This is a genomic window from Dapis brunnea BLCC-M229, assembly GCF_050015995.1.
Lineage (GTDB): Bacteria > Cyanobacteriota > Cyanobacteriia > Cyanobacteriales > Microcoleaceae > Trichodesmium.
Genome location: NZ_JBNHEP010000314.1, coordinates 15,023 through 28,493, shown reverse-complemented (window position 1 = coordinate 28,493; position 13,471 = coordinate 15,023). Strand labels below are relative to the sequence as shown.

General features: G+C 34.1%; 10 protein-coding genes. 6 read left to right on the top strand and 4 right to left on the bottom strand.

What is annotated here, in order from left to right; genetic code table 11:
• The first annotated feature begins 82 nt into the window (after positions 1 to 82).
• Complete coding sequence (locus ACP6PM_RS36190; RefSeq protein ID WP_426591717.1) at positions 83 to 511, top strand: universal stress protein; 429 nt, start codon at positions 83 to 85, stop codon at positions 509 to 511.
• 1,383 nt (positions 512 to 1,894) lie between these two features.
• On the opposite strand, the gene ACP6PM_RS36185 is transcribed toward ACP6PM_RS36190, so the two are convergent.
• Positions 1,895 to 2,380: a peptidoglycan-binding domain-containing protein gene (locus ACP6PM_RS36185; protein ID WP_426591716.1), complete on the bottom strand. Its 486-nt coding sequence runs from the start codon at positions 2,378 to 2,380 to the stop codon at positions 1,895 to 1,897.
• 308 nt (positions 2,381 to 2,688) lie between these two features.
• On the bottom strand, positions 2,689 to 3,084 hold the full coding sequence (locus tag ACP6PM_RS36180; protein ID WP_426591715.1) for a hypothetical protein: 396 nt from the start codon (positions 3,082 to 3,084) through the stop codon (positions 2,689 to 2,691).
• 407 nt (positions 3,085 to 3,491) lie between these two features.
• On the opposite strand from ACP6PM_RS36180, the gene ACP6PM_RS36175 reads away from it, so the two are divergent.
• The 4 genes from ACP6PM_RS36175 to ACP6PM_RS36160 all read left to right on the top strand — a co-directional run bounded on the left by ACP6PM_RS36175 (position 3,492) and on the right by ACP6PM_RS36160 (position 8,045).
• Positions 3,492 to 5,216 (top strand): ABC transporter ATP-binding protein, encoded by a 1,725-nt coding sequence (locus ACP6PM_RS36175; protein ID WP_426591738.1) that lies wholly within the window; start codon positions 3,492 to 3,494, stop codon positions 5,214 to 5,216.
• Between the two features lie 254 nt (positions 5,217 to 5,470).
• Complete coding sequence (locus tag ACP6PM_RS36170; RefSeq protein ID WP_426591714.1) at positions 5,471 to 5,824, top strand: hypothetical protein; 354 nt, start codon at positions 5,471 to 5,473, stop codon at positions 5,822 to 5,824.
• Positions 5,825 to 6,992: 1,168 nt separating this feature from the next.
• Entirely contained in the window at positions 6,993 to 7,385 is a 393-nt protein-coding gene (locus ACP6PM_RS36165) for a SpoIIAA family protein (protein WP_426591713.1), read from the top strand.
• Positions 7,386 to 7,556: 171 nt separating this feature from the next.
• Positions 7,557 to 8,045, top strand: a complete 489-nt coding sequence (locus ACP6PM_RS36160; RefSeq protein ID WP_426591737.1) for a GTPase domain-containing protein — start codon at positions 7,557 to 7,559, stop codon at positions 8,043 to 8,045.
• A gap of 912 nt (positions 8,046 to 8,957) precedes the next feature.
• On the opposite strand, the gene ACP6PM_RS36155 is transcribed toward ACP6PM_RS36160, so the two are convergent.
• Together ACP6PM_RS36155 and ACP6PM_RS36150 are read right to left on the bottom strand one after the other, a co-directional pair.
• Complete coding sequence (locus ACP6PM_RS36155) at positions 8,958 to 9,866, bottom strand: AEC family transporter (protein WP_426591712.1); 909 nt, start codon at positions 9,864 to 9,866, stop codon at positions 8,958 to 8,960.
• Between the two features lie 35 nt (positions 9,867 to 9,901).
• Positions 9,902 to 11,212 carry a dipeptidase gene (locus tag ACP6PM_RS36150; RefSeq protein WP_426591711.1) on the bottom strand — a complete coding sequence of 437 codons (1,311 nt, stop codon included), beginning with the start codon at positions 11,210 to 11,212 and terminating at the stop codon, positions 9,902 to 9,904.
• 932 nt (positions 11,213 to 12,144) lie between these two features.
• Here ACP6PM_RS36150 and ACP6PM_RS36145 point away from each other — a divergent pair.
• Positions 12,145 to 13,179: an AI-2E family transporter gene (locus ACP6PM_RS36145; RefSeq protein ID WP_426591710.1), complete on the top strand. Its 1,035-nt coding sequence runs from the start codon at positions 12,145 to 12,147 to the stop codon at positions 13,177 to 13,179.
• Positions 13,180 to 13,471 lie beyond the last annotated feature (292 nt).

The window sequence follows — 13,471 nt, the reverse complement described above, 5'->3', positions numbered from 1 at the left end:
ATCCCCTCCTCCCCCTTTCAAGGGGGGGTTAGGGGGGATGGAGAGCGCGGGTCTTCAACCAACGTTTAGATAAATAAATCCAATGAGTATATTTCCCAAAAACTCTGTACTTGTACCCATAGATTTTTCCCATGAATCTATTGAGGCAATTAATGTGGCTCTAGAATTTGTTGCAGATACTTCTCATTTATGGGTGCTTCATGTTTTGCCCCGTATTAATCCTGCTGAACCAGGAGTAAGGTGGCATACTGTTGATGACCAAAGTCGCAAACAGCAGGTGGAAAAGGCGTTTCACGAACAATTCTCAGGGCATGAATATGAGGGTATTAATTTCAGTGTGGCGATCGGAACTCCCAGTCCAGAAATTTTGGACTATGCTCAGGAAAAAAAAGTGGAGTTAATTATAATTCCTTCCCACGGACATACTGGTATTGGTCGATTTTTATTGGGATCTGTTGCTGAAAGGGTTGTCAGGTATTCCCATTGTCCTGTTTTAGTCCTGCGAAAGTAAGCCTATTACATCAGATTCAAAAAGTTGATTTTTCCTTCTATCAGAAAAAATCTAGTTGTTTTGAATCTTAACCTACTCTTTATTAACTTTAATTAAGAGGACTATCCTGAATGATTAGTCAGGATCTTACAATAGTATATAGAACTACCTTCCACTAACATAGAGGAGTAGGAAATATGTTAAGAACTCCTACATTTAGGGTCAACCAATACCACACACTCATTCAGTATATTAGGCAAACTATTCTCCATTGGCTGAAAATTTTTTGGAAATTTAGTTTGTTTTATGGTGAGTATATTTCTAATCCACCTTGGCAAAAAACTGAAAAAAGGACATTATAGAAGTTAGTAAGCCTGTGTTAACGTCTGCTTGAGTACCTTGGACAACAAATTTTTTTTCGACGGGGAACACTCAGAAGAGGGAGTGTTACAAATTGGCTGATCCGGAAAAATTAAAGGTAACTCCAAAGTTAACTTTAAGGTTAGCCAAGGGGTAAAAACAGAAGCTGAAATATTACCCAAATCTACTTAAAAATACTTTTTTTCAGGCGTTGCATATTTGCGGGATTATTGTAGGTAGGGAGAAAGAAGAAGTAGAAGAAAAAGTGGGATTTACCTGCTCCGTAAAGATTCATCCTTTGATTCAGCAACGCCTTTTTTCAAAGTTTCTCATCGTAGAATTTCGGTAAGTAGGAAAAGTGCCAGTTTTAACGGCTGGATTGAAACTACTCGACAGATTTTAATCCGTAGTCAAAAAAATGTGTTATAATTAACTAACGACTTAACAATTAGCCTCAATCGTCTTTTGACTGAAGAGAGTAGTTGTAATTCATACCGCCAAGTTGACTGCTGCTGTATACTTACTACAGTACGTTACTAGCAATATTGTTGTTTCGAGCAATGTGAAAATCCTGGTTTTTACCCGAATTACAACTCATCTGAATAATCCACGCCGATTTATCCAGTGTAGTCAAAGTAGATAGTCAAGAACGATGTTAATATGGAATAATTAGGTGGAGTTCCCGCAGATTTTCACCCTATGGGCAAGCTCAGACAGAATTCATGATTGTCCTCCTGAGTTTCATTGTTATGTGTCCCTATCGAAACCCAGCCAGAAATATAAAACAAAGGGTTTTAGGGTCTTTATTTTGGAAATTACCCCCTTGTCCGAGGGGATACCGGGACTACGAAACAAGAATCATAAGCCATACTTTAAACTTGGCGTGGTAGTATGTCGCATCAGTTTATGATAATTACCAGGAGCAATCTATTTAGGTTTTTGCTCCTGGTATTAAATTAGATAACTTTGAATAACTGCGAGGTGAAAAACTATGATTTTCCTGAGTTTGCTCAACCTCATCAGCAATAAAGCTAATTTTGATTTCTAAAAACCTAAAGCTGCTCTAGTACGAGGTCCAACAATGCCATCTGGTCTTAAGCCAACATCACGTTGGAATGACTTAACTGCATACTTAGTTTTACGGCCAAAATAGCCAGTCGCACGGTGATGATGGAAATATCCCATTACTCCTAGTTGGTGTTGCAACCTAGCAACTCTGTGCCCACGGCTACCATAGTGAAGATAATATCCATGATGACGGCGACGACCATGGTAAGAAGCATGACGATAATGGGGTTTATGATAGCCCTTGCGGTAAGATTTATAGCCATGGCCATAACCACGACAAGGGTTATAACAAGCAGCAGCAGAATTAGCAGTTGCGCTGAGGGCTCCTAAAATAGTAGCGGCTGACAGAAGACCCATCATACCTAAGCTAGAGAATCTTTTCCAGTTTACTGATGCAAAGGTAGGTTCAACTGTAGAACTTTCTTCTGCGGTAGCTAGATGAGAATATGCTAATGTTTCCATAACTCCTCTGATGAGTAATATTTGAGATTTTTTTGTGAGTGCCTACCCAATTGCCTTATAGCATTCTGGGTATCTTTTGCAGTGCGACACTCAAAAAAAGTACATTTTATTTTTGCTAATGCCGTGAAGTATAAAACTCCAAGGGATTTAGTTAAATTTTAGACTATCTAACTAAGGAAATTATGAAATTTCCTTAGTTGCATTACTAGGCTACCATGTTAGGTAGATTGTTTATGCACAGTCTTCAAAAAAATTATCAAAGTCCTCAATTAATTTCTATATTGTAGACTTTGAGGCGATCGAAAAGCTTAGTAACAGCCGCAGCCACCACCGCAGCCACCGCCGTAGCCACCGCCGTAGCCACCATAGCCACCGTAGCGACCGTAACGACCGTAGCGACCATAACCACCATAGGAACGGTTGTAGGAGCTACTAACAACTTTTTTATAGTAGTGACCAGAGCTACGACCATAGCTACCATAGCCACCATAGCTACCATAGCCACCAGAGCGACCATAACTACCATAGCCATAAGCAGAAGCAGAATCAGCAGTTACGCTCATTGCTCCGACTACAGTAGCAGCAGATAGTAAACCCATTGCACCAACACTAGATAGTTTTTTGAAGTCTACACAAACAGTAAACTCTTTATTGTCAGAGTCTTCTGCGCTACAGGCTAAATGGGAAAATGCTAATGTTTCCATAAATTCCTCTGTTTAATCAAATTAAATGAACTACTACAAAACAGGATTTTACCTGAATTAATAATTACATCCTAATTTCTAAAGATGCCTCTGAAGCGGGACCTTAAACTAGATGTAAAAATTTTATTGGGGGTTTAGTAGATGTACTCCCGGTTTATGCCAACAACCGGACAGATCATTGTGAAATTGGCATATACAGAATATCACATAAATTATAAAACTCAAGTAAAACTGCCAAATAAAATTGAGCTGGCCTTTACTTTGCAGGATGGACTATTAGACGTCACCAAACTTTCCTACAACTTGACGTTAAAATGGTTTTATCATGCTAAATCACTAAAAGCAAGTTTTTTTTATCTTTAATATAGAAATCTTATATTTTGAAAAATCAAATCAAGCTTGGCATATTGAAATCAAGCTCCAATTATTGGCAGCTTTTACCATATATTTATAATTATTGGCCAACAATTGTCAAGGCATTGGCCTGTACATTAGTTTTTACTATTTTCTGGCCGATTTTAGCTTGGCTAATGGGTGAAATGGCAGGTTATATCGGCAGGGGAGATGTGGGGGCGATCGCTCAACTTGCAGGTCTAGCAGCTATCATTTTTCTGATTAAGGGTACTGTACAGTATGGTCAAGATACTCTCATGGCAAAAGCGGCTTTAACTATTGCCTTAGATTTGCGTAAACAAGTTTATTCTCACTTACAAAGACTCAATATTAGTTATTTTGAAAGCTCAAAAACTGGAGACCTTTCCTATCGAATTACGGAAGATATTGACCGGACTGGAGAAGTTATTAATAAATTTTTTCACCAATTTGTTCCTTGCATTTTACAATTAATTGTTGTGCTAGGGTACATGATTTATCTGAATTGGCAATTAACTCTGGCTACTCTAATTATTGCACCTTTGATGGCATTATTAATAGGTTGGTTTGGAGAGTTATTACTTTCTTTTTCCCACCAAAGTCAAAATCACATTTCTAATTTATCAGCTTTAATAACAGAGGTATTTAGTGGTATTAGAGTAGTTCAAGCTTTTGCTGCTGAGGAGTATCAAATTGCTCAATTTTCTGTGGAAGCTGAACAAAACCGACAAGCAAAATACATGGCAGAAAAGGTTAAAGCTCTTCAGTTTGTAGTAGTCGGTTTCTTGGAAGCAATGAGTGTGGTTTTTTTGTTTTTATTGGGGGGATGGCAAATATCTCAAGGAAATCTGACTGGAGAGGGTTTTATTAGTTATGTAACGGGTGTGGCTTTGTTAATCGATCCGATTTCTTTAACAACAAGTAATTATAGTGATTTTAAACAAGGTGAGGCTTCTTGTGACCGAGTTTTTGAACTGTTAAAAATTCAACCATTAGTTATAGAAAAAACAGATGCAATAACTCTTCCTGCCATAATGGGAAAAGTAGAGTATAAGAATGTTTGTTTTTCTTATAATTCTGAAAAGCAGGTTTTAAAAAATATGAATTTGTTAGTAAATTCAGGAGAAGTAATTGCTCTGGTGGGTGCTTCTGGAGCAGGAAAAACTACACTTGTAAATTTACTACCTAGATTTTATGATGCTCAGTTAGGGGAAATATTAATTGATAATATTAATATTCAAGAAGTGACTCTTAGAAGTTTGAGAAGACAAATTGGAATTGTTCCTCAAGAGGTAACTTTATTTTCAGGAAAAATTTCACAAAATATTGCTTTTGGTCAACTAGATTATAATATTGATGCTGTAGAAGAAGCAGCTAAAGTTGCTAATGCTCATCAGTTTATTACTAAGCTCCCGGAAGGTTATCAAACTTGGGTGGGTGAAAGGGGAGTTAATTTGTCTGGAGGGCAAAGACAAAGAATAGCGATCGCTCGTGCAGTATTAGAAAATCCGAGGATATTAATATTAGATGAAGCTACTTCTTCTCTTGATTCTGAATCTGAATATTTAGTACAAGAAGCGTTGGAAAGATTGATGAAGGGGAGGACTGTATTTATTATTGCTCATAGACTGACAACTGTGCGGCGTGCTCATCGAATTTTAGTTATGGAAAATGGTGAAATTTTAGAGTCAGGTACCCACTCAGAATTATTAGAAAAAGGTGAACTTTACACTCGTTTCTATCAGAAACAGTTTAGTTAATATCTTTAATAGGGAATAGGGAATAGGGAATAGAATAAAAATTACAATAGATGTATATTATGACTCTGGGAAACCCTATAAAAAAGGGTGCATCTCAACTTTGAATAAAGGCAAAAAAATATCGTCTTTAGGGAACACTTAACTGGGAATAGGTATGGAGGAAAAAAGTATTTTGGCAAAGATGAGATGAACCATAACAAAGCAGACAAACTTTAGACCTTATTTAGACCTTATTTTTAATACAGTAAAATATTATGATCAACAAAACAGTAAAAAGAGTAATAGTGGGTTCAATTAATGTAATCAAAGAAATTCAAGGCAAGCTTGATATAAAATTTTATAAATCTAATTATTTTGAATATTGGTTAAGACTTTCAATGCCCTATGGAATTATTGAAAATGGAGTAGTTGTTAATCGTTTCTATAAACCTTTAGGAATTGGTAAAGGTGAATGGGTTGACTATAAAGATTATTCTTATAGCATTCTAGATGAAGGTTTTATTTCAGATCAAAAATACTTTTACGATGATGGGACTGCTCCTTATTCAAATTCTCAAAACTTTAAAGCTTACATGACTAAAATAAATAGTTTTCTCTCAGAATTGTAACTACAAAAAAGGTTGGTATATAACTAAAAACCACCTCTATGAACAAATTCATTTACCACGGCTACGACGAAAGCAGAAAAACTTGTAAAGTCTGCAAACTAAAGTTTAAATCCAAACCCAGAGCTGATAATTGTCCTGGGTGCATCTCAATTTTGAAGAAAGCCAAAAAATTATCGCCTTTAGGGAACACTTCACTGGGAACAGGTATGGAGGAAATCAGTATTTTTGTCAGGATGAGATTGACCCATAAAAAATGACTAGCTTTTTTAATAAATGTAAATAAATGAACTTTTTTGGTGGCAGTTTTAATCAACTTGGGTTAAAGTTAAGTTATAGGGTAGGAGTAAGTATTAGGTTTATGCCTTTTGCTTTTAAGTTTAAAGTGAAAGGTAATAAAACTTAAGACTCAGTAATAGAAGAAGTAATCTGAGTAGACCAATTTATTCGGGAAAAAGCGCAGGTTTATGCCCTGATGTTAAAAGCAGTAGTCAAGCTAAACTATACAAATATTGACAGGTATTAGCCAAATAGTTTAAGTTGGCAGCTAAATTTAACTCTCAAGGAAAACAAGCTATGGCAGAAATAGCTTGGTATTCTATTCTATGCTCAGATTTTACGATAACTACAAAAAAACTAAACTTGCTAAAAAGAAGGATTTCCTAAGTTCAAGAGTTATTCTTCCTCTGTGGAATATTAAACCTCTAAAAGTTTCTATTCAGAGCAGATAAAATCTATAACTTCCACAGATAAATTAGGAATAGTAAATCTCAAGCTTAAAGAGATTTGGGATTGGCATCTATAAATCAAATAGAACAGATTAAGCAAGTACCTTTAATTCCTAAAGCTGACGGTTATTCTTTTCAGTTCTTAATCCAGGCTAATATTCGGGAGTAAACTAAAACTACTCAGATATCAATTGGATTAGATTTAGGATGAAATTATTTGAGCGGTGATAGTTATGGAAATCTAGTTGAATCAGCCAAGTTTTAGCAAAAAAATTCAAAGTGTTTCCAGTGAATTAATAGGGAAAAATTGAGGAAATAGAGGAATCATAATCGAGGAAATAGAGGAATCATAATCACTGTATAAAGGGAAAAAAATCTTAGGAAGCTCTACCCAAAAAATAACAAAATTCAAATTAGAAGTATCTCAGAAGGAGAAAACTACTATGATGGAAATTATACCTCTAGCAAATCAGAACATCATTGGTTTTAGTATTGATGGGAAAATTGAAATAGGCGACGTTGAAAAAGTGAAAAATTTGGTTGATGAAAGATTAAAATCTCAAACTAAATTACGAGTTTATGTGGAAATTAAAAGGTTTCAAGGAATATCTGTGGAGGCTTTATGGAAAGACTTAAAATTTGCTCTGGGACATCTGAAAAATTTTGAGAAAAAAGCAGTTGTATCTGACGCAGCTTGGGTCAATAACTTAACTACTGCTAGTAATAAAATTTTTAGCAATATGACCCATATAGAAGTAAAATGTTTTTCTTGGTCAGAAAAAGACCGGGCTTTAGAATGGATAATAATGGATACTCCACAGACTAAAGTTGCGTAGATTCTATTTCCTGCGTGACATGAAAAATGTCAACATTGGGAAGCAAAGGTTGTTAAGACAGGAGACAAATTCACCTGTCTTAATTTATTATCAGTTTACTTAAAAATTATGCCAAATTTAGTCAAAGCCAGAAATAGAGTGATTGGAAAACAAAAAAAATTAGACTAAAATCTGACTCTTCAAGAACATCAAGATTTAGATACAAATACCCTGGCTTTTATTGGTCAATATAGTGCAGGTAAATCTACTATTATTTCTGCTCTAACAGAATTGAACAATATCAAAATTGGTGCTGGTGTTACTACTGACCGAACTACTTATTATGATTGGAATGGTATTAAACTAATAGATACTCCCGGACTTTGGACTAGCTATAAGGAACATGATGAGATAACAGAAACAGCAATTGAAAAATCAGATTTATTGGTTTTTTGCATCACAACTGAGTTGTTTGATGAATTAAAAATAGCTAAATTTAAGGAATATGCTTATGACAAACATTATCAGTGGAAAATAATTTTGGTTGTGAACAAAATATCGATAGGGGTAGGAACATATTTTGAACAAAAAGATAACTATAGTCAAAGCCTAAATAAAGCACTTTATCCTCAAAATATTAATGAATTTCCTGTTTGCTTTATTGATGCTAAAGATTATTAAAGTAATGGAAATCGACTGAAATGTGACTTAATAGAAAATTACCAGATAATATCTAGTTAGAATGTTCAATTAAATTAGAGAAATATACATCAAGATTGTTCTAGTTCACTGTCCTCAGAGATGTTGACTAAACATATGTTTATCAGTGCTGAACAATTGGTCGGAAGAAGAAATTTTCAACGGGGTTTAATACCAGAAACTCTCTTTTTGAACATTAGGAATTGTCGAAAGTATCAATAACCTAAAGTTGTTAATATATGACTTACACAATACAACATATTTTAGTCATTGCGACCGAAAGGGAAGCAATCTTAAATCCTAGTTTTTCCTATCTCATGCGTAAGTCCCGATATAGATAGTTTCAACAAAGATACAGCTAAGAAAGAATTGGCTCTTGACAATTACTAATGATAAATCTTATATCATTTCTCTATGAAGTTGCGCTTAATAAAAGATGAGAATATTTAGTGTAATAAGGTCTGAGGAAAAATTATTAAGCGCATTTTTACAAAGAAATGGTATCAGAAATTGAAATGTTTTTCCAACTGTTCCCTGTTACCTGCTATATAAAATAAAAATTTGAAAATATAGCAATTCTAAATGATTTGTGAAAATTTTTAGAATAGTTAATATTAACGAAAAACCTTTAAAATTTTGACTCCTGGCTCCCAACCAAGTAGGTAGGCATAAATAAAGGTCAAAATAAAAAATATGAAAAATAACTTATAACCTAGTCTTCAAAAGGTTTCCACTACGCGTGAATTTTTATTGCTATTGTACCGATAATTAAGCCTACCTACTTATTACCAAAATATTACAACTGAAATAGGATTGCTATAGCTAATCGCCTAACGGTTAAATAATATAATTTTTAACTTTTGGCAAGAATTGTAGTTAATAATTAGCATAACATCAAGATGTTGCCCCAATCGCCCACAATACTATAGGCAAAGTAAAAAAAGATAAGAGGGTTGATACTACTACAATTTTAGAAGTTCTTGTCGCATCCCCACCAAATTCATTAACTATTAAAAAAGAAGTTAAAGCACTTGGCATAGCACTTTGTAAGACTAATACTTGTAAATCAAGCATTTCAAAATTCATAATTTTACCGACTAAATAAGCAACAAATGCTCCTCCTAACAAACGGATTAAACTAGCACCTAACTCATAAGTACCTGGTTTAAAATGATTCTTAGATATTTGTATTCCCATCAATAATAAAGCAACTGGAATTGTAGCTTCTCTCAAAATATGTAAACCATCATCAAGTTTTAGAGGTAATTCAATATTCAATGAGTTAAGAATTACACCTAAAATCATTCCCCAAATTATCGGTAATTTAAAAGTAAAAATAATACTAGACCGAAACCCTCCGCCTTTGAGAATGGCAGGCATTGTACTCATCACAATTATATTCCATGAGATTAAATAAATTACTGCTCTTTCTAACCCCGCTTCTCCTAATGCAAATAAAGTTACAGGTAACCCCATATTTCCAGAATTAGGTAAAGCTGTAGTCGCCAATAAACTTTTTTGTAGAGACTCCGAAAAACCTAATCTCCTTCCTATTCCCCAAGAGATTAAACAGAGTAAAAGATAAGTTAATCCAAAAGCTATAAATATTCCTATTGCTTCCTGAATACTAACAGTAGTTCGATACATTATATCGGTTAATAATGCCGGAAATAAAACATACAAAGCCAGTTTGGAAAGTGTCGGTTCATCAATGGAAAAATTTTTGCCAAATATAAAACCAATCAAAACTATACACCCCACTGGCAAAACAGCAGATACAACCGAAAAGAAAATCTCAATCATAGTTGGAAAAATTCTGAGTCAATCATTTTACAAAGTTATTTTCCTGATATTTCTTGGTTCTGAATTTCTCTCGCTACTTTTTGCACTTCACTAAAAACTCTCATTAAGTTTCCAGCCCAAATTTTTTGAATATCTTCTTCAGTATATCCGCGTGCTACTAATTCTTTTGTAATATTTGGCATTTCTGAAACATCATTCATTCCTAAAACTCCACCACCGCCATCTAAATCTGAACCAATACCAACATGATTGATACCCATAACTTTTACCATGTAATCTATATGGTCTACTACATCAGCAATAGTAGGTTGATTTTTAGGATATTTCTCATTAATTTGACGATATTTTTCTTTAAGTGCTTCTATTTTTGCTTGGCTTAGTTTTCCCTGTCTAAAGGCAATTATTTCTTTTTCAATTGTTTTCATGGCTTTTTTTCTTTCTGCTGTCTGGGGTAGTTTTTTAATATAGGTGTCAAAAATACAAACTTGTACAACCCCACCATTCTCTTTAACAGCTTTTAACATTTCATCACTCATATTTCGAGGATGATTTTCTAGAGACCTAGCACTAGAATGAGATGCGATGACTGGTGCTTTTGTTAACTTAATTACATCCCAAAATGTATCATCATGGACGTGAGAAATATCGACCATGATACCCAAACGATTCATTTCTTTAACAACTTTTTCCCCCAGGTCACTTAACCCATCCCATTCTTGTTTTTCATCAGTAGAAGAATCGCCGAGTTCATTGTTTTTGAAATGGGTAATTGTTATATATCTAATACCTTGGTCGTAGAAAAATTTAACATTACTAATATCTCTACCAATTGGATAGCCATTTTCCATTCCCATAAATATTGCCATTTTCCCCATTTTATCTAGCTGTTCAGCATCCTGTGGATTTAAGGCAAGTTCAACTTTTTCTGAGTTTGACTCAACCATCTTTTTTGTTATTTCAATCATTTTGATTGCTTCAGCTTTTGCCCGAGCGTGTCCTTGCTGATTCCGCTCTTTTTGAACAGTAAATATTGCCATAAATACAGCATCTAATCCACCTTCTTCCATCCGAACAATATCCCATTGACCACTGTCTAATTCTCCTGGTTGATGTCTGATATTGGGTTGAAAATCAGGATATCTAAATTGACGATAAGGCCAATCAATATGACCGTCAATTGTTAAAATTTTTTCGTGTATTTCTTCAGGAGTTAATACTTTTTGTTGCTGCTCTTGAGTTACTTCAGGAGATGGTGGTAATTTTTTATTCGAGATAGTACATCCATTTACTATGAAAGAAAGTAAAACTATTGACAATGATAAGACTTGATTTTTTGATAAATTCATCTAGATGACACCTCAAAATTAGGATTGCAAAAATGTAGGGTTCAATAATTAAAAAAGCGGTTAGCACTCAGCACTCAGCAGTTAATTAAATAATTCAGCTTTATTAGCCTCCCCTTTCAAGGGGAAAAAGCGGTCGTTTGCGGAGCAGTCCGTAGGATGGGATGGCGAGGTTTCCTCCCCATATCCAATCTCCCAAAAGAGAAAAGTGCAACGCGCACCAAGAGAGGAGACAGGGAATAGGGAATAGGGAATAAAAATACAAGCTTACCTCATGCTTACTGAGAAACTCTATAAAGTCCAACTTAATCTTTAAAAGAAGTAATACCAAATCTAATTCATCTTGGCTATATATCTGAAAAAAAGTGGTATCTGTTATACCAACTTGAAAAAGTCATACTATATTTTATAGCTGGGAAAAATAACAATCAACAAAACTAAAGTTAGTGAATATCAAGGATTTACTCCAGCAAATAATATTTATAAATGGAAAATCTAATTAGAGTTAGATAAAAGTTTCAAAGTATCGATAGACTATTCTGAATCTAAGCACCCTATTCTTAAACAGAGCTGTTAATTATAAATCTTCTGTTAGTATAATTTTCTCAAGTTTTATCTTTTCAGCTTTATAATAATAGCTAGATTAAGAGATTTTCTTGAACTGCTAGAATCGAGGTAGTGCTTTAAAAACTTTATATTGATGAATTTACATACTTACTTGGAAGACAAAGAGGAAAAGTAGACAAGGGAGAAAATTTAATGATTTATTCCTCCAGAATCGAGGTAGTGCTTTAAAACTTTATATTGATGAATTTACATACTTACTTGGAAGACAAAGAGGAAAAGTAGACAAGGGAGAAAATTTAATGGTTTATTCCTCAACTTGAAATTTTCACAGCAGTAGTAACTCCAACAACTCTAAAACAACAAAAAATATGAATTTTGGTAAATGGTTAGGCTTTTTTAGTTTGCTTATTTCCCTATATATCCTTTGGGAAATTCAACGACTTGTACTATTAATATTTGCTGCAATAGTTTTAGCAACTGCCTTGAATAGATTAGTACAGAAATTTTATAGATGGGGAATTAAAAGAAACTTAGCTGTAATTGCTACTTTAAGTTTAGCCACATTAATTATGTTGCTATTTTTGTTGCTAGTTGTACCACCTTTTATTACCCAATTTGAAAAATTAATTGCCTTGATACCTGATGTATTTACAGAAGTTCGCTCTCAACTTGTGCAGTTATATCGACAAAGACCCGATTTATTTCCAGCACCACCTACTGCCACTGATATGCTAGTACAAACACAAACATTCGGTACTCAGTTATTTAGCAACTTTTTCAAGATTTTTTCTAATACTTTTATAGTATTCTTGCAGGTACTTTTCGTATTTCTATTAACAATAATGTTTTTAGTTAATGCTCAAGCTTATCGAAGAGTAGGATTACTTTTATTTCCTTCTTTTTATCGGCGACGTGCAGATGAAATTCTATCAAAGTGCGAAGTAGCTTTAGGCAATTGGTTTGGTGGAATAGTAATTAACTCTCTTTTTGTGGCGACCTGTAGTGGTATTGGTTTATTACTATTACAAATTGATTTAGTTCTAACTCATGCTTTGCTGGCAGGTTTACTCAATTTTATTCCTAATATTGGTCCGACTATGAGTGTAGTTTTTCCCATAATGATTGCTCTTTTGGATGCTCCTTGGAAAATAGCTGCAGTAGGAATTTTATACATGATTATTCAGAATCTTGAAAGTTACTGGTTAAGTCCAACTGTTATGGCAAAACAAGTCTCACTTTTACCTGCTGTTACTCTAGGATGTCAAATTTTCTTCACTACTTTTTTTGGAATTTTAGGTTTGATTTTAGCTTTGCCTTTAACAGTAGTAGCTAAAACTTGGATTGAGGAAACTTTATTCAAAGATATCTTAGATCCCTGGCAACAAACATCCTCTATTCTGTGAAATAATTCCCACAGTTAATAGTTGATAATTAATATTTGGCAGCTTTATAGATAATATAGTATTTCTCAACCTAGTGAGGTACACTTCACTTGTATCTTTAATTCTCTGTTGCTTCTTGGCTAAAACCTAAAATTTTGTATCTCAGCAGTATGGAAATTTCTATAGTAATCCTATTTCAATTGTGATATTTTGGTGGTAGTTAGGTAGGGTAGCTGACAGATTGGCGACATACAGAATTAGGATGTCAAATTTTCTTCACTACTTTTTTTGGAATTTTAGGTTTGATTTTAGC